Origin of the sequence: Staphylococcus sp. 17KM0847 (assembly GCF_013463155.1) — a bacterium.
In the GTDB taxonomy this organism is placed as follows: domain Bacteria; phylum Bacillota; class Bacilli; order Staphylococcales; family Staphylococcaceae; genus Staphylococcus.
Window position 1 is genome coordinate 472,663 of sequence record NZ_CP040781.1, and the last position, 19,517, is coordinate 492,179.

The window sequence follows — 19,517 nt, forward strand, 5'->3', positions numbered from 1 at the left end:
TATGTTTCGTACATTTATAGGAAGAGCAGGAACGGGTAAAAGTACTGCTATGATGCGTGAAATTAAAGAAAAAATACAAGCTGCACCACTCGGAGACCCTATTGTTATTATTACACAAGCCCAAGGGACATACTTATATGAACAAGCTTTTGTCAACGATCCGGATTTAAAAGGCAGCTTACGTGCTGAAGTACTACATTTTGAGCGTTTAAGTCATCGCATATTTCAAGAGGTGGGGGGCGTTTGTGAAACACGCTTATCATTATCTGCTACTGAAATGATGACATACGATATTTTGCAGTCAGTACAGTCAAAATTAAAATTGTATAAATCGCAAGTGAAGTATCTTGGTTTTAGTACAAAAATACATGAACAAATTCAAGACTTTGAAAAATATGCTGTGGATGCGGAGCGGGTTAAAGCAGTATCTGAAGATTCCCGATTACAGCGTAGAACACGAGATAAATTGCATGATATCGGATTAGTCTATGAGTGCTTAAAAGAACGTCTTGGAGAAGAATATATTACAGCTGAAGGTTTGATGAATCGTTTTATTCATTTAATCCCTCATTCTGATTGGTTACGTCGTGCAGAAATTTATATTGATGGTTTTCACAGTTTTTCTATACAAGAATATCAAATTATTGAAGCGTTAGTACAACAAGCTAAGTGTGTAACAGTATTGTTGACAACTAATGGTGATCATCATGAGCTCAGTATGTTTCGCAAGACTTCGGAATCACTGAAACGTATTCAAGATATCGCCGTTAATACCCAAAATACTTTGGATATACATCGCTTTGAACATACACATCGTTTTAAATCTGAGAGTTTAAAGGCGATTGAATCGCAGTTTGATGCGCTACAACCCCAATCTATACAAGTGGAAGATCAAGGTGTTCAAATACTAGAAGCAGCGTCTATGAGAGAGGAAGTCACTGAAGTTGCACGGCATATTTTGGAGGATGTACGTCAAAATCATTATAGATATAACGATATTGCCATTTTATATAGAGATCCAAACTATATTTATTTATTAGAATCTATTTTGATGCAACATGATATTCCGTACAATATCGATCAAAAGAAATCTATGATACATCATCCAATTATGGAAATGTTTCTAAGTTTAATCGAAGTGCTGCGTACAAATTGGCAATTTGAACCAATGATGCGTTTGCTTAAAACGAATATCTTAACACAACATTTTACCGATAGTCGTTATTTAATTGATCTATTAGAAAATTATGCGATAGAACGTGGTATATATGGGGAACGGTGGTTTGATAAACAATATTTTCAATTAGAGGACTTTAAAAAGATGGGATTCAAACAGCATCAAAAAATGTCAAGTGATGATGTAGAGCTATTCCAACGTGTTATCGCAATGAAAGAAGATGTCATCGGAAAACTGTTAATGTTTGAAGAGCAACTATCAAAAGGTAAGCATGCACGCGACTATGCAACAGCATTTTATAAAGTCATGGAAGCATTTGAACTTCCCAATCAGCTGATGACGCAAAGAGATATTTTAGATACTCAAGGACAATATGAACAAGCAGAAGAAATCGATCAAATATGGAAAGGTTTAATCCGTATTTTAGATGAAACTGTTGCGGTATTTGATGAACAACCATTATCCCGAACACGCTTTTTAGAAGTGTTAGATGTTGGGCTGAATACACTTGAATTTTCAATGATACCTCAAACTTTAGATCAAGTGACAATTGGTACCATGGATTTCGCTAAAGTTGAAAATAAATGTCATGTTTATTTAGTAGGGATGAATGACGGGGTGATGCCACGAACAATGAGTGGGCATCATCTCATATCAGATGATGAGAAAAAAGATTTGGAGCAATATGCAGGTGTATCACTAAGCCCGACAACAGATGTATTACAGATGGATGAAGCATTTGTTTGTTATTGTGCAATGACTCGAGCACAAAAACATATCACGTTGACATATAGCTTGATGGATAGTGCAGGCGCTGAAAAAGAACCGAGTCCATATATTCAAGAGGTTCAGAGTATTTTGCCCATGTTGAGTGTGTTAAATATTGGACAACAAAATTCAGCAGATATGGTGCGACTTATTGCTCATCCTCATCAATCTAAAGTGCATTTATTTGAAGCATTACGTGCATGGTTAGAAGGTAAAGTAGTAGCAGATGGTTGGTTTGAACTGTATCGAATAATGGTACAAGAAGATACATTACAATCAGGAATGGCGCACTTGACAACATCACTGGAGTATACCAATGATACCACTCAACTGAGTCAGCAACTGACTTATGATTTATATGGTCAGACGATGAATGCGAGTGTATCTCGATTTGAGCGTTATAATAGTTGTCCATTTAAACATTATGTTTCTCATGGATTAAAACTTAATGAACGTACGAAATATCAATTGCAAAATTTTGATCTTGGAACTATTTTTCATGATGTTTTAAGCTATATTGCAGAAAAAGTGGAAGGGCGTTTCAACCAATTATCTCCGCAACAAATCCAAACATTAACACAAGAGGCACTTGACATATATTTACCACAGGTACAGTTTAACTTATTAAATGCAACATCATATTATCGTTATTTATCACGCCGTATTGGTGAGATTGTTCAAGCAACATTAAAAGCAATGAAACATCAAACAACCTATTCTCAATTTCATCCTATTGCATTTGAAAAAGCATTTCGTAAAGCACCTCGTTCAGAAGATGAGCTATATGCTATGCCATTAATGACGGAACAAGGTATTCCAATTAATGTGAGAGGACAAATTGATCGTATTGATCTCTATGAACACAATGGGAAAAGCTTTGTGAATATTATTGATTATAAATCGTCTAACACAAGTGCCAAGCTAGATTTAGTGAAAGTGTATTATGGACTGCAAATGCAAATGATGACTTATATGGATGTCGTATTGCAAAATAAATCACGCTTAAATTTAGTAGGGGATGTTAAGCCTGGTGGCTTTTTGTATATGCATGTTCATAAGTTTAAAGACAAAAAGCGAAACTGGGACAAGGCAGACAAAGAAGATCACCAAACCACCTTCTTAAAGTCTTATCAGTTACAAGGTTTATTAAATAGTGACTCTGATGTTATAGAAGCTTATGATCAACGTTTAGAGCAAGGCGTTGGCTCAGACATTGTACCTATTAAGTTGAACAAAAATGGGGGGTTCGACTCAAATAGTACTGTTGCAGATGAGCAGACAATTTATCGGTTAATTGAACGAAATAAACGTAACTTCGTAACGACAGCAACACATATTATGGAAGGTCATACAGCGGTAGCCCCATTAAAGTTTAAGAATACGTTGCCTTGTCAGTATTGTCAGTATAAATCGGTTTGCCATGTGGATAGCATGATTGATACACCTAAGTATCGCCAAGTGAATGAACATATTAAACCACTTGAGATATTGAAGTGTGAGAAAGATGAGGAGGAAACGCGATGATTCCAACAAAACCAGCAGATGTGCAGTGGACGGATGCGCAGTGGGAAAGTATCTATGCGACAGGGCAAGATGTGCTTGTGGCTGCTGCTGCAGGATCTGGCAAAACAGCAGTCTTAGTAGAACGTATCATTCAAAAAATATTACGAGACGGTATCGATGTTGATCGCTTACTTGTTGTGACATTTACAAATATGAGCGCACGTGAGATGAAGCACCGCGTAGAAGCTCGAATTCAACAGGCTGCATTAGAAGATCCAACCAACCAACACTTAAATAATCAGCGTGTTAAAATTCATCAAGCCCAAATGTCAACACTGCATAGTTTTTGTTTAAAACTGATTCAGCAGCATTATGATCAACTCAATATTGATCCCAACTTCCGTACAGCGAGCGAAGTGGAGAATACATTATTATTAGAACAGGTAATAGATGACGTCTTTGAACAACACTATGAAACATTAAATCCTGAGTTTGTAGCGTTAGTTGAGCAATTGGGATCAGATAGAAATGATGATGCATTGCGAGGGATTATTAAGCAGTTGTATTATTTTAGTGTTGCTAATCCAGATCCTCAATCTTGGTTGTTGAATCTTAGCCAACCGTATTGTGATAAAGAAAAGCAACAGCATTATTTTGATATTTTAAATACCTATATTCGTCTTTATTTAGAGGCTGCACAAGATGAGTTGGAACAGGCATATGAGCAATTTGAACTCATAGCAGAGTGTGATAAGCAACACGCACATATTGAAGGGCAGCGTCAATTTTTACGTACACTTTTAAATGACATGATTGTTGATAAGAAGGCATTACAAGAATATGACTTAAAAAATATACCGAGAAAACCGTCGGCAGTGAGTAAAGATCCTAGTGCTAATGCACAGTATGAAAGTGCTAAAGCATCCTATGATCGTTTTAAACAATATTTAAATCGCGTTAAGGCGGAGATGGTGAGTAGAGATGAGGCAACATTGGTAGAAGAGCTGAATGAACTCGCACCGAGAGTTGCGTACTTAGCAACATTAACGCAAGATGTGATGGCTGCGTTTGATGAAGTTAAGCGAGCAAGAAATATTATAGACTTTTCCGATTATGAACATTTTGCATTACGTATTTTATATAATGAAGATGGTACACCGTCTGATGTTGCAGCACAGTATCGTGCACAGTTTGAAGAAATTTTAGTCGATGAGTATCAAGATACAAATCGTGTTCAAGAGAAGATTATCGCAAGTATTAAACGTGGCGATGCATCTAATGGGAATTTATTTATGGTAGGAGACGTCAAACAATCAATTTATAAATTTCGTCAAGCAGATCCTAGTTTATTTATCGAAAAGTATCAACAATTCAATCAACCTGATCATTCAAGTGGTTGGCGTATTGATTTGTCGCAAAACTTTCGCTCTCGTAAAGAAGTGCTATCGACAACGAACTATCTATTTAAACATATGATGGATATGACAGTCGGTGAGATAGATTATGATGAAGCGGCAAGTTTGTATTATGGTGCGCCGTTTGATGAAGTCAATCAGCCTATCCATTTGAATGCAGTCATTAAAGATGATGAATCAGATATGGATTCGTATGAACAAGAAGCGCATATGATTGTACAACAAGTGAAAACAATACTGGAAACGCAACAAGTATATGACATCAAAACACAAACATATCGTGCGGCAACATATAGGGATATTGTGATTTTGGAATCCACTATGGGAAATGTTAGACATATCCAGCAAGTATTTAAAGATGCGAATATCCCATTATTTGCTAAAAGTAAACAAGGTTATTTCGATCAGACTGAAGTGCGTTTGATGTTGTCATTTTTAAGAACGATTGATAATCCTTTACAAGACATTTATTTAGTAGGTTTAATGCGTTCTGTAATTTATCAATTTACGGAGGAAGAACTGGCGCAAATTAGAGTGATTGCACCTTACGAAAACTATTTTTATCAGTCAATACAAAAATATATACAAGCGTCTGAATCAGAATCTCAATTAGTTCATCGATTAAAACAATTTTTAAGAGATATTGAGATGTATCGTACGTATAGCCAAGAACATCCTGTATATCAGTTGATTGATAAAATATATAATGATCATTATTTAATTCAATATTTTAGTGGTTTAGTTGGAGGAAAGGGACGTCGTGCGAACTTGCATGGTTTATTCAATCGGGCGATAGAGTTTGACAATTCAAGTTTTAGAGGATTGTTTCAATTTATTCGCTTTATTGATGAAATGATTGAACGTGGAAAAGATTTTGGTGAAGAAAATATTATTGGCCCAAATGATAATGTCGTGCGCTTAATGACTGTACATAGTAGTAAAGGGCTAGAATTTCCGTTTGTTATTTATTCGGGGTTGAGTCGAAAATTTAATACACAAGATTTAACACGTCCTGTTTTGTTAAACCAGCATGAAGGTTTAGGTTTGCACTATTACGATGTAAAACAGGCGCGCGTTTATCCATCTTTAATCTCTATGGCGATTCATTTAGTAAATCGAAAAGAATTGATTTCTGAAGAGATGAGATTAATCTATGTAGCGTTAACGCGTGCTAAAGAACAGCTTTACTTAATTGGTACAGTAGATAAAGAAGAAACGTTGAATCAATTATCTACACGACCTATATCCAACAATCGTTTAATGACAATTGATCGTTTTAATGCAAAACATCCATTTGAATTAATTTATAGTATACTTAGCAAACATTTGTCGACACATCTTTTGAAAAATCAGCAGTTTTCACCTCCGATAGCAAAATTACCAAAGTATATGACACCATACGTTACGTTGAATCATATTGAAGCAAGTGATCTTTTATCGTTAACAGAAGAAGATGAATATGCGACACAACCGTCTGTTGAGATATTAAAAACAAAAGCAACACAACCTTCAGCTGACCAAAGTTTAGCCGATCAGATTCAAGAGCGATTACTGTTTGAATATCCCTATGATCAGGCGATAACTCAGCCATCAAAGCAGTCTGTCTCAGAGATTAAACGTCAACTTGAAACAGAACAAGCAGATACTAATTATGATCGTATCCGTCAATACCGTATAGGTGTCGCAACATATGAAAGGCCACAATTTTTACAAGAAACAAAGCGTAATGCAGCAGAAAGAGGGACGTTGATGCATACAGTGATGCAACATCTACCTTTTAAAGAAACACGTTTAACAGAACAAGAGTTATATGCATATTTTGATGATTTGGTAGCACATGCAATTATTGAAGGTGAGGCGATCAACGACATTGCGGTGGAGGACGTTTTGCGTTTTATCCAGAGTGATTTGTATATGCGTATTGCACAAAGTGATGTATGTTATCGAGAGTTACCATTTATTGTTAACCAAGCCGCAATAGATACAGAAAAGGGACATCAAGGGTCTTCTATTATTCAAGGTATGATTGATCTGGTTTTTAAAGAAGGAAATGCGTATTATTTTGTAGACTATAAGACAGATGTTTTTGTCCGTCGAAAAGGGATAACGGATGCGGAGCTTGCACAACAATTAAAAGAAAAGTATCAGATTCAGATGCAATATTACCAAAAAGCATTAGAAACTACGCTGAAACAACCTGTATCAGGCTCATTATACTTTTTTAAATTTGGTGAAATTCATATTTGATTGATATAATGACAAAAATTTGTGATTTATCTAAAATTTTCGTTATAATGACAATAAGATATACGTTAGGAGCTGATTATGGATGAAATTTTTATCATTCAACCACAATGGTGAAACATCATATGGTGTGAAAGTAAAACGAGAAGAAGCAGCGTGGGATTTGAAAAAAGTATTTGCTGATTTTAGCGATGCAGAATTTCAACCTAAGACGTTGTTAGAAGGATTGCAACATAATCAAACAGTACATTTCCAAGAACAAGTTCGTAAAGCTGTTGTAGCGGCTGAAGAGAGTGGTAAAGCAGAGGCGTATAAAGTACAATATGAAGATATTACATTTTTACCACCTGTCACGCCACCTAATAATGTAATTGCTTTTGGGCGTAATTATAAAGCACATGCAGAAGAGCTGGATCATGATGTAGAGCGCTTATATGTCTTTACAAAAGCAGCATCTTCTTTAACTGGAGACAAAGCAACGATTCCGAATCATAAAGATATTACAGATACGTTAGATTATGAGGGTGAACTGGGTGTTGTTATTGGTAAATCTGGAGAGAAGATTCCTAAAGGTCTAGCACTTGATTATGTTTATGGTTACACAATTATCAATGATATTACAGACCGCACAGCACAAAAAGCACAAGATCAAGCATTCCTATCTAAAAGTTTAACAGGCGGTTGTCCTATGGGCCCGTATATTGTCACTAAAGATGAAATGCCAACACCTGAAAATGTTAATATTGTGACAAAAGTCAACAATGAAATTCGTCAAGATGGTAATACATCACAAATGATATTGAAAATTGATGAATTAATAGAAGAAATTTCTAAATATGTTGCGTTACATCCGGGAGATATTATCGCAACAGGTACGCCAGCAGGTGTTGGTGCAGGCATGAATCCACCTAAGTTTTTACAACCGGGGGATGAAGTGAAAGTGACAATTGATAACATTGGTACACTGACAACATTTATTGCGCCAGAAAATAATCAATAGATGACATGGTTTTAAAGTGAGGACGTGAGACTTCACTGAATAAATATTTATTGATTGCGTGTCAGGTATAGGTGCATTCAATTTTAATCGTTTTGATAAGGGTGGGATGATGAAATCTTTCATATGTGAGATTTCTGTCCCACTCTTTTGTTATATTTTGATTTCTATCCTATAACCTTTGAGCTGTGGTATGATATGTAAGGTATTTATAAAGGAGGATTTTACGCTATGGTATTAATTAATTTACACATTATCAGTTTTATTATGTTGTTAATTCTATTTTTTGCAACATATGAAAACTTTTCGAGCAAACAAGGTGCAACACCATTATTTAAGCCACTACATATGACAATGCGTTTATTTATGATTTTTGTATTAGTAACGGGCTTGTGGCTGATTGCTAAAGCTTTTACAAGTGCTGATGCAAGTCATATGCTATTGACATTGAAAATGGTAGCAGGTTTAACTGTTGTAGGTTTAATGGAAGTGACGATTACACGTAAAAAGAAACATGTATCGAGTCGCCGATTATTTATTTGGACGTGGATTATTGTTATTGTTACAGTAGTACTTGGAACGATACTACCATGGGGACCTATCACATCACTTTTTCACTAATATAATTAATAAAAGTCAACTTTCAATTTGTAGCTATCATATGAAAGTTGACTTTTTATATTGTGTGTATGGGTTATGGTCGAGCTTTATAGCCAAGCATATTAATCAAATCTTTTGGATGGCTATATGGTGGTGCATATGCTACTTCGAATTCAGTTAAATCATCTATTGTTGCATTATACGTCATGGCCATCGATAAAACGTCTATACGCTTATCTACACCAGCTTTACCTACTGCTGCAGCACGTAAAAGTTGGCGTGTATGTTTATCGTAATATGCACGCAAACGGATTTGACTATTGTTGGGATAGTATCCGGCATGTGTACCATTCATAACTTCAACCATTTCATAGTCAAAATGATCAAGTTCAGTAGGGGATATACCTGTACTTGCTAATGTATAATCAAAAAACTTTACGATACTAGAGCCAAGATACCCTTTAAATATAACATCTTGATTACCAGCAATTTGTTCAGCGATGATACTAGCGCCACGATGCGCCCCCCAAGCAAGTGGAACATGTGCAGGTAAATCAACATGACGATAATGATGGGTAACAATGTCACCTACTGCATATATATTTTCAATATTGGTTTGAAAACGTGCATTGACTGGGATATAACCGTTTTCATCTCTATGAATGTCAGATGTATGCAGGAATTCAGAGTTTGGTAAGACACCCACACCAGCAATAATCATATCATATGTTTCAGTGATACCAGATGTAAAGGTAACGGTGTGACCCTCGATCGTTTTAATTTCTTCATTGAGACGATATGGAATATGACGTGCATCCAGTTCAGAAAAGATGACATCATTTAAATCTTGATCCATAAGTTTATTGACTGTTTCTGAGCGATGAATGAGCGTAGGAGATATACCACGATGATATAAATTTTCTAATACTTCCAAACTGATATAACCCGCACCAACAATGAGCGCATTTTTTACATTGTGTGATGTAATATAAGATTCAATCTTATCTGTATCTTCCATATTACGCAATGTAAAAAGGTGTGGTACATTGAAATCCAGTTGTCTTGCCCGAGCCCCCGGACTTAATATAAGGGTGTCGTAAGTGTCTTTGATGACTTCTCCTGTTTGATGATTTTTAACTGTAATGACTTGTGTATCAGTATCTACACCAGTCACTTCATGTTGTAACTTGACGGTAATTTGTTTCTTATCATAAAAAGTGTCAGGTGTTAATGGCAGAAGTTGATCACGTGAAGTTACAATATTTCCCAGGTAATAAGGCAAGCCACAATTGGCAAAACTCATATGACGATCTTTTTCATAAATAATAATATCGCTGTCTGAATCTAGGCGACGAATTTGACTTGCACTTGTTGCTCCACCAGCAACAGCCCCTATAACCACAATTTTTTGTTTTTTCATAGTTAATCCTCCTCATATAGTGTTATTTTGGTATATTTAAGTTGAAAAAGTGATTGAGATAGACGCCAATACCGTCATCGTTATTAGATAATGTTGTTTCTTTGGCGACATATTTTAATTCGTGAATTGCATTGTCCATTGCTACCCCATGTTTGGCGTACTTAATCATTTCAAGGTCGTTATCTTCATCACCGAATGCGATGATTTCATTGCGGTCAATACCGAGGTATTTGCGTACGACATCGATACCAACGGCTTTACTTATGCCACGTTTGACTAATTCTATAACAGGAAAGGGGGCACCCCAACGTCGATGTTCAATATTTTCAGCATAAAAGCGAGTGAGGACTTGTTTGACACGTGGAATCATATGTTCTTCCGCTTCAACGAGAAGACTTGTAGGGTCTTCGTGTAATAATTCACATAAATCTCCCATTTTAACATTGGGATTGCCCATACTAAAACCGTCGAAAAGTCGAGCATCTGGACGATCAATATAAACTTGATCTCCGACTTCAGCAATAATATTTTGTATATTCATCTTTTTTAATGTATCAATAATACTCATAGCTAAGCCTTCATCAAGGCGTTCATGATAAGTTGGAAAATGAGTATCAAGAGGATGATGTATAAAAGCACCATTAAAGTTAACGATAGGTGTGTTAAGTGCGAGTTGATTATAATAAAGTTTACTAGCACGATATGGACGACCTGTGGCAATCATAATATAGTGACCTTGTTGTTGGAGTGTTTTCAATACACGAAAGGTATAATCAGAGATGTTTTTTTCATCATTCAATAAAGTTCCATCTAAATCCAAGCATATTAAGTGTTTCTTCATAATTTTCTCCTAAGTCTAAAAGTTTCAACGTATCAATATCATAGCATTTTATTGTCGAAATGTGGTGATTTTGATATATTGATAGTAGTTATATTAAAAAGAGGTGATAGGCATGGAAGAGGCATTAAAAGACAGTATTTTAGGTGCGTTAGAAAACGTTATTGATCCTGAGTTGGGTATTGATATCGTCAACCTAGGTCTTGTTTATAAAGTTGATTTAAACGATGATGGTCTTTGTACCGTTGAGATGACATTGACATCAATCGGTTGTCCGTTAGGGCCACAAATTGTGGATCAGGTAAAAACAGCACTAGGTGAGCTACCAGAAATAAAAGATACTGAAGTTAACATCGTATGGAATCCGCCATGGAATAAAGATATGATGTCACGCTATGCTAAAATTGCATTAGGCGTAAACTAATCAAAAGTAGTTTAAAGCTATGTATTATAAATAAAGTGTAAAGGACTGAACGAATAATAATATGTTTCAGTCCTTTTTTCTAGGTTTAAAGCAAAAGATATATTGATAAAGTTTGTTCATACAATTAATATATTATAATAAATAAGTATTTTTGACTATTATTTACGAGGGAAGAATGATCGTTATGTGGAATTTTGATAAACCTTCGCATCATTCGTTATCAACACGTTATATGCCCGGATTGGATGGATTACGTGCTATCGCTGTGATAGCAGTCATTATCTATCATCTAAATCCACAATGGTTACCAGGTGGATTTTTAGGTGTAGATACATTTTTTGTGATTTCAGGCTATTTGATTACCAGTTTATTATTAACGGAATATCACAACAATCATTACATTGACTTATGGGCATTTTGGATAAGACGTTTGAAGCGACTTGTTCCAGCAGTTATCTTTTTAATTATGGTCGTCTTGATTTTGACATTATTTGCTGCACCGGGAGAGGTTAAAGCAGTGCGTGGCGATGCTTTTGCTGCTCTTTTTTATATCAGCAACTGGTGGTATATCTTTCAGGATGTGGATTACTTTGCACAATTTGAAGTCGCACCACTTAAACATTTGTGGTCATTAGCCATTGAAGAACAATTCTATTTGTGCTTTCCAATTATTTTATTAATCATGCTCTATTTTATCAAGAGAATCAAACCTATATTATATGTATTACTCACTTGTATTGTTTTGTCTATGATTGCAATGGGTGTAATGTATGAGCCACAGGGTAATGTTGCGCGTGTATACTTTGGAACAGATACACGTTTACAAACTTTATTACTTGGTGTTTTACTTGCATTTGTATGGCCTGCTTTCAAGCTAAAAGTACAGACAGCTGTAAAAGCTAGAGTAGTGATTGACAGTATTGGTGTTGTAACACTATTAGGTGTGTTAATTTGTTTTCGATATGTCAGCGATACACATCATTGGTTGTATTATGGTGGCTTTGGATGGATTAGTTTTCTAACACTCGGCGTTATCGCAAGTGCAGTGCACCCTAGTGGTTGGTTTGCAAAATTACTAGGTAATCCTCTCTTTACATATATTGGTTCACGCTCATACAGTCTTTATTTATGGCATTATCCAATTATTGTTTTTGTACAACATCAATTTGTACAGGGACAATTACCGAATTATGCCTATATGATTGAAGTGATATTAACGATTGCTATGGCAGAATTCTCATATCGTTGGATTGAAACCCCCTTTCGCCAAAAAGGCTTTCATATTTTTGATTTTCGCCATCTTAAACATTGGCAATTGCGCAATGTCAAACGTACGTGGTTGGTCATCTTATTGCTTGTGCCTTCGATTTTAATTTTAGCAGGTGTATTTAATGGTTTGTCTAAAGAGAAAGCACATACGACAGCAATTAACACAGATGAAGTTGAAAAATATATTGCAACACCCATCCCACTCGATACGATAAAGATAGATGGTTTAGAAGTGAAGGGGCATAAATCACCTTATGCGCACTGGAAGCCACTACTGATTGGAGATTCAGTTATGGTTGATATTGGAGATGCATTTAAAGAAAAAGTGCCTAATGCAAGTATTAACGGTCTAATTGGTCGTCAACTTGTACAAGCAATTCCTCTTGTACGTGAAAGTTATCCAGAGTATAAAGATCCGGATGATATCGTTGTTTTAGAGTTGGGGACAAATGGTGACTTCACAAAAGAACAACTGGATACATTATTAGGGTTATTCGATAAAGCGCAAGTTTATATTGTGAATACAAGAGTACCTCGCGACTATGAAACACATGTCAATGAACTATTTGCTAAAGCAGCTGAAAAGAGAGACAACGTGCAACTTGTTGATTGGTATTCAAGATCAGAAGGACATCCAAATTATTTCGCACCTGATGGTATTCATTTAGAGGCAGATGGTGTACGCGCATTGAACAATGAGATTATCCGTACAATTGAAAAGTATAATAAAGAGTAAGCGTAAAAAGTTGTAGGGACCGGACATAGAAAAATGATTCTAAATAAATGAATAAATATTTGTGAAGGGTGTCTGAAGTAAAAATACATTTGACAATCTTTTTACGCCTAATCACAACTTACCAGAGCGAGACTACGAAAGCTTTTTATAAAAATCTTTCTGTTTCGCTCCTTTTAACTTATTGTGGGGTGAATTAAATGAAGGGAAAGTATAATCCTTTAATCTAGTGTATAGAACATAAGAAATTTATTCACTAACGTATCATTTGTTTGAGTTGATTTTTAGATTAAAGGGCGTTATAATTTAATTAAGGTCAAAGAAAGTCAAAGTCAAATTGACGCTTTGGTGATTTGAAAATAGAGGAGTGATTCATTTTGGATATTAATAAGATGACACATTCTATTCAAAGTGCTTTACAAAAAGCAATAGAATACACACAGACATATCAATTAACAAATATTGAAGTTGAAGCGATTTTAAAAGCAATATTAGAAATACAAGATAGCTTATTTCATACCATATTAGAGCGTGCCAAGGTAGATACACAGGCACTTGAAAAAGCATACGAACAAAAGTTGAAGCAGTATCCGAAAGTATCTGGAGATCATGTACAATATGGTCAATATCTCTCACAACAAACACATACATTATTGAATAAAGCAGAACAATATATGCACGAATACGATGATCAATTTATCTCTATGGAACATATGCTACGTGCAGCAATAGATACTGACCCAACGACACAATCTTTTGTGCAATATAAAGAAGAAGCTATTAAAGAAATCATTAAAAAAATTAGAGGAGGTAATCACGTGACAACACAAAATCCTGAAGTAAACTATGAAGCATTATCTAAATATGGCCGTGATTTAGTAGAAGAAGTGCGCAAAGGCAATATGGATCCTGTTATTGGTCGAGACGAAGAGATTCGTAACACGATTCGTATTTTAAGTCGTAAAACAAAAAATAACCCTGTATTAATCGGTGAGCCGGGTGTTGGTAAAACAGCGATTGTTGAAGGACTGGCACAGCGTATTGTAAAAAAAGATGTACCAGAATCACTGCTGGATAAAACAGTGTTTGAACTTGATTTAAGTGCGTTAGTAGCAGGTGCAAAATATCGTGGTGAATTTGAAGAAAGACTTAAAGCAGTATTAAAAGAAGTAAAAGAATCTGACGGACGTATTTTATTATTTATTGATGAGATTCACATGCTTGTTGGTGCAGGTAAAACTGATGGTGCAATGGACGCTGGAAATATGTTAAAACCAATGTTGGCAAGAGGAGAGCTGCATTGTATCGGTGCAACAACACTGAATGAATATCGTGAATATATTGAGAAAGATTCAGCCTTAGAGCGTCGTTTTCAAAAGGTTAATGTCAAAGAGCCGAATATTGAAGATACGATTTCGATTTTGCGTGGACTTAAAGAACGTTATGAAGTGCATCATGGTGTGCGTATTCAAGACCGTGCATTAGTAGCTGCAGCAGAGCTATCAGATCGTTATATTACAGATCGCTTTTTACCAGATAAAGCGATAGACCTTGTCGATCAAGCTTCAGCAACCATTCGTACGGAAATGGGATCTAATCCAACAGAACTCGATCAAGCCAATCGTCGTGTCATGCAGCTTGAAATTGAAGAAAATGCATTAAAAAAAGAATCTGATGATGCAAGTCGTATGCGCTTAAAAGAGTTACAAGAAGAACTTGCTGAAGAAAAAGAAAAACAATCACAGTTACAGGCACGTGTAGAAGAAGAAAAAGAAAAAATAGCTAAAGTTCAAGACAAGCGTGCGGAACTTGATGAAAGTCGTAAAGCATTGGAAGATGCTGAAAACAATTATGATCTTGAAAAAGCGGCAGTCTTACAGCACGGTAAAATACCAGAACTGGAAAGAGAGTTAAAAGAATTAGAAGCAGCATTTCAGGAATCTCAAGGAGAAGATGGGGAACGTATCATTCGCGAAGTTGTGACTGATGAAGAGATTGGTGAGATTGTCAGTCAGTGGACAGGTATTCCCGTGTCGAAACTTGTGGAAACTGAACGCGAAAAGTTACTCAACTTATCAGATATTTTACACAAACGCGTTGTAGGTCAAGACCGCGCTGTCGATCTTGTATCAGATGCCGTTGTTCGAGCGAGAGCAGGTATTAAAGACCCAAATCGTCCAATTGGTTCATTTTTATTCTTAGGACCTACAGGAGTGGGGAAAACAGAGTTGGCTAAATCACTGGCTTCAACACTGTTTGATTCTGAAAAGCATATGATTCGTATCGATATGAGTGAGTATATGGAAAAACACGCGGTGTCTCGATTAATTGGTGCTCCTCCAGGTTATATTGGTCATGATGAAGGTGGTCAATTAACAGAAGCAGTAAGACGTAACCCTTACTCTGTTATTCTGCTTGATGAAGTTGAGAAAGCACATACTGATGTTTTTAATGTATTACTACAAATTTTAGATGAAGGGCGATTGACGGATTCTAAAGGACGTAGTGTAGATTTTAAAAATACAATCATCATTATGACAAGTAATATTGGCTCACAAATCTTATTGGAAAATGTAAAAAATTCAGGTGTTATTACTGAAGAAACTGAAAAAGCAGTGATGAATAGTTTAAATGCATACTTTAAGCCAGAAATTTTAAACCGCATGGATGATATTGTGTTATTCCGCCCATTATCAGTAAGTGATATGCAGATGATTGTGGATAAGATTTTAACAAATTTAAATATGCGTTTAATGGATCAACGCATTACAATAGAGATGACAGATGAAGCAGAACAATGGATGGGAGAGACAGCTTATGAGCCAGAGTTTGGTGCACGTCCATTGAAGCGCTTTGTCCAAAGACATGTAGAAACACCGTTGGCACGCTTAATGATTAAAGATAGCTTGCCTGAAGGAACAAAAGTATATGGTTATTTACAAGATGGCAAAATTCAATTTAATATTGAGCGACCTGAATCAATAGAATCATAACTGAAAAAGCGTCGATGAAGTGTTTTAGTGCTTCATCGACGCTTTTTATTTAATGTGATTCAGTTGATTGGTGGTTATTGTTTGATCGTCCGGCAATATCAATAATAAAAATAATGATAAAAACAAATACAGCAAGACCAATTGGAGCAACAAGATTAAGTGGACCACCACCACCTAAGCTATTCAATACAAAGTTAACCATCTCAAATAATAGTACAGCCCAAATGAATGTGATGATATATTTCATTATGTCTAGCCTCCATATTTACTGATAATACTATTATAAATATCTTTTGTACGTTTGTATAGTCATGATGATGAGTATCTGGCTTGTCATTATTTAGTACCTTGTGTTAAATTAATACCTGGTATTAAAATTATGAAGAAGGTGTTCAAACCATGAATGTAGGAATTAAAGGATTTGGCGCTTATGTTCCAGAACGTGTAGTGGATAATGCATATTTTGAGGCATATCTTGACACGTCAGATGAGTGGATTTCACAAATGACAGGAATTAAAGAACGCAGATGGGCAGATGAAGACCAAGATACATCTGACTTGGCATATGAAGCAAGTTTAAGAGCGATAGAAGATGCGGGTATTCAAGCTGAAGATGTAGATATGATCATTGTTGCAACTTCAACAGGAGATCATCGTTTTCCGACCGTAGCCAATATGTTGCAAGAACGTTTAGGATTGAAAAAAGTAGCCTCTATGGATCAGTTGGCAGCTTGCACGGGTTTTATGTATGGCATTATAACAGCAAGAGCATTTATACTATCGGGTGATTATCAAAATATTTTAGTTGTTGGTGCGGATAAGTTATCTAAAATTACAGATTTAAACGATCGTGGTACAGCTATTTTATTTGGTGATGGTGCTGGTGCAGCGATTATTGGCGAAGTATCAGGTAACCGTGGTATTCTAAGTTATGAACTGGGTTCTGACGGTATCGGAGGTAAATATTTGTATCAGGAGCAAGATACAGATCTGATTCGAATGAACGGACGGGAAGTGTTTAAATTTGCTGTGCGTATAATGGGTGAGTCTTCTACGCGCGTTGTTGAAAAAGCAAATTTAACAGCAGATGATATTAATATGTTTATTCCACACCAAGCGAATATTCGTATCATGGAGTCAGCACGTCAAAGATTAAACTTACCTAAAGAGAAGATGAGTGTATCTGTTGATAAGTATGGTAATACATCGGCAGCATCTATCCCTTTAAGTATCGGACAGGAACGTGATCACGGAAATCTTAAAGATGACGATATACTTGTATTAGTAGGATTTGGCGGTGGATTGACTTGGGGATCAATAGTGATTCGCTGGGGCAAATAAAAAGAGGAGGAGAACGAATGGTAAAGAAACAACGTGTTGTAGTAACTGGTTTAGGTGCATTATCACCTATTGGAAATGATGTGCCTACAATGTGGAACAATGCTTTAAACGGTGTGAATGGTATTGATAAAATTACGCGTATTGATACGACACCTTATCAAGTACATATTGGAGGAGAGCTCAAGGACTTTGATATAGAGGACTTTATTCCAAAAAAAGAAGTAAGAAAAATGGCACGTTTTACACAATATGCAGTCGTTGCAGCGCGTCAAGCATTGGAAGATTCAGGACTAAAAATTGATGAATCGAATGCAGATCGCGTTGGTGTTTGGATCGGTTCTGGTATTGGAGGCATGGAAACATTTGAAGAAGCGTTTGATCAGTTACAGAAGCGTGGTCCTCGTCGTGTGAGTCCATTTTTTGTACCAATGCTCATACCAGATATGGCTTCAGGACAGGTTTCTATTGATCTTGGCGCCAAAGGTCCCAATGGTTCAACGGTAACAGCTTGTGCAACAGCAACAAATTCCATTGGAGAAGCATTTAAGTTTATTGAGCGTGGTGATGCCGATGCGATGATTACAGGTGGTACAGAGGCACCGATTACACATATGTCTATCGCTGGATTTAGTGCAAGTCGTGCATTGTCCACAAATGATGATGTAGAAACAGCGTGTCGTCCATTCCAAGAAGGTCGAGATGGTTTTGTGATGGGAGAAGGTGCAGGAGTTATTGTTTTAGAATCATTAGAATCTGCACAAGCACGTGGTGCAACAATTTATGCAGAAATTGTGGGTTATGGTACAACGGGAGATGCACATCATATTACAGCACCAGCACCGGAAGGAGAAGGTGGTGCGCGTGCAATGGAAGCCGCGTTAAAAGATGCTGATGTCGCCCCAGAATCCATTCAATATCTAAATGCACATGGAACGAGTACCCCGGTAGGAGATTTATTTGAAATTCAGGCGATCAAGCGTACATTCGGAGAAGCTGCCAAGTCCTTAAAAATCAGCTCTACAAAATCAATGACAGGTCACTTATTAGGTGCAACTGGTGGCGTAGAGGCGATTTTCTCGATTTTATCGATCAGAGATGGAAAAATCGCACCGACTATACATGCAAATGCGATTGACCCAGAAATTGACTTAGATATTACACCGAATACAGCGGTTGAACATGATATTACTTATGCTATGAGCAATAGTTTAGGGTTCGGTGGACATAATGCAGTATTAGTTTTTAAAAAATATAACGAATCTTAAAAAAAGCGTAAACGCGATTATAGTCAATATAGTCGTGTTTACGCTTTTAATATAGTGATTGATTACGAGTGATCTCAAATTAAATGGTAAATGCCAATATGAATGAAAGGATAATATAGGTAAGGTTAGCAAACAATGTCGGTTTAATCCAAGATTGTACAGCATAATGTTGGCGTTTTGGAGATTTGGGGTTATAAAAGTCATCTTCTTCATAGAGATGTCTATTTTTTTTGCGCATCATTTGGTAACGAAACTTTCTAAACCCATAGCTTGTTACATCAAAAATGCCTTCTTGTACGAGTAGTAGTAAAAATGAAAACATAGTCATAATGATAGAAAGTACAAATAATGTATTAATAAAATGGAGCCATGTATGCGTTGTGATAGACCAGATACAAAAAGTGAATATAGGTGTTATAAAAATGTAAATAATTGTATTAAGATTAAGTTTTTTCATCGAATCTTCCTCATATCAAGTTAAGTGTTTCTTCAATATTGTAACGCAAATTTTTATAATTAACAGTTATTTG

General features: G+C 36.1%; 13 protein-coding genes. 9 read left to right on the forward strand and 4 right to left on the reverse strand.

The features are described 5' to 3' along the window. The first annotated feature begins 1 nt into the window (after window position 1). The 4 genes from addB to FGL66_RS02330 all read left to right on the forward strand — a co-directional run bounded on the left by addB (window position 2) and on the right by FGL66_RS02330 (window position 8,725). On the forward strand, window positions 2–3,469 hold the full coding sequence (addB, locus tag FGL66_RS02315; RefSeq protein WP_180810012.1) for a helicase-exonuclease AddAB subunit AddB: 3,468 nt from the start codon (window positions 2–4) through the stop codon (window positions 3,467–3,469). Next, on the forward strand, window positions 3,466–7,110 hold the full coding sequence (gene addA, locus FGL66_RS02320; RefSeq protein ID WP_180810013.1) for a helicase-exonuclease AddAB subunit AddA: 3,645 nt from the start codon (window positions 3,466–3,468) through the stop codon (window positions 7,108–7,110). The genes addB and addA overlap by 4 nt, the downstream gene beginning before the upstream one ends. Before the next feature lie 82 nt (window positions 7,111–7,192). Next, on the forward strand, window positions 7,193–8,107 hold the full coding sequence (locus tag FGL66_RS02325; RefSeq protein ID WP_180810014.1) for a fumarylacetoacetate hydrolase family protein: 915 nt from the start codon (window positions 7,193–7,195) through the stop codon (window positions 8,105–8,107). A 228-nt stretch (window positions 8,108–8,335) separates the two neighbouring features. Then, complete coding sequence (locus tag FGL66_RS02330) at window positions 8,336–8,725, forward strand: YisL family protein (RefSeq protein WP_180810015.1); 390 nt, start codon at window positions 8,336–8,338, stop codon at window positions 8,723–8,725. A 73-nt stretch (window positions 8,726–8,798) separates the two neighbouring features. Here the strand turns inward: FGL66_RS02330 and FGL66_RS02335 are convergent, their stop codons facing one another. Next, on the reverse strand, window positions 8,799–10,124 hold the full coding sequence (locus FGL66_RS02335) for a CoA-disulfide reductase (protein WP_180810016.1): 1,326 nt from the start codon (window positions 10,122–10,124) through the stop codon (window positions 8,799–8,801). A gap of 22 nt (window positions 10,125–10,146) precedes the next feature. Next, a complete protein-coding gene (locus tag FGL66_RS02340; RefSeq protein WP_180810017.1) occupies window positions 10,147–10,965 on the reverse strand; it encodes a Cof-type HAD-IIB family hydrolase in 819 nt (272 codons plus the stop codon). Between the two features lie 112 nt (window positions 10,966–11,077). Here FGL66_RS02340 and FGL66_RS02345 point away from each other — a divergent pair, with 112 nt between their 5' ends. From FGL66_RS02345 to clpB, 3 genes are all read left to right on the forward strand, one after another. Continuing rightward, a complete protein-coding gene (locus FGL66_RS02345) occupies window positions 11,078–11,386 on the forward strand; it encodes a metal-sulfur cluster assembly factor (protein WP_180810018.1) in 309 nt (102 codons plus the stop codon). A gap of 184 nt (window positions 11,387–11,570) precedes the next feature. Next, window positions 11,571–13,391 (forward strand): acyltransferase family protein, encoded by a 1,821-nt coding sequence (locus FGL66_RS02350; RefSeq protein WP_180810019.1) that lies wholly within the window; start codon window positions 11,571–11,573, stop codon window positions 13,389–13,391. 374 nt (window positions 13,392–13,765) lie between these two features. After that, on the forward strand, window positions 13,766–16,381 hold the full coding sequence (gene clpB / locus FGL66_RS02355; protein ID WP_180810020.1) for an ATP-dependent chaperone ClpB: 2,616 nt from the start codon (window positions 13,766–13,768) through the stop codon (window positions 16,379–16,381). Window positions 16,382–16,430: 49 nt separating this feature from the next. Here the strand turns inward: clpB and FGL66_RS02360 are convergent, their stop codons facing one another. Next, window positions 16,431–16,628 carry a DUF2929 family protein gene (locus tag FGL66_RS02360; RefSeq protein ID WP_180810021.1) on the reverse strand — a complete coding sequence of 66 codons (198 nt, stop codon included), beginning with the start codon at window positions 16,626–16,628 and terminating at the stop codon, window positions 16,431–16,433. Window positions 16,629–16,780: 152 nt separating this feature from the next. Here FGL66_RS02360 and FGL66_RS02365 point away from each other — a divergent pair, with 152 nt between their 5' ends. Next, window positions 16,781–17,722 (forward strand): beta-ketoacyl-ACP synthase III, encoded by a 942-nt coding sequence (locus FGL66_RS02365; protein WP_180810022.1) that lies wholly within the window; start codon window positions 16,781–16,783, stop codon window positions 17,720–17,722. A gap of 17 nt (window positions 17,723–17,739) precedes the next feature. Continuing rightward, window positions 17,740–18,987: a beta-ketoacyl-ACP synthase II gene (gene fabF / locus FGL66_RS02370; RefSeq protein WP_180810023.1), complete on the forward strand. Its 1,248-nt coding sequence runs from the start codon at window positions 17,740–17,742 to the stop codon at window positions 18,985–18,987. Between the two features lie 79 nt (window positions 18,988–19,066). Here fabF and FGL66_RS02375 read toward each other — a convergent pair whose 3' ends face one another. Continuing rightward, complete coding sequence (locus tag FGL66_RS02375) at window positions 19,067–19,444, reverse strand: DUF3899 domain-containing protein (RefSeq protein WP_180810024.1); 378 nt, start codon at window positions 19,442–19,444, stop codon at window positions 19,067–19,069. Between the last annotated feature and the right edge of the window lie 73 nt (window positions 19,445–19,517).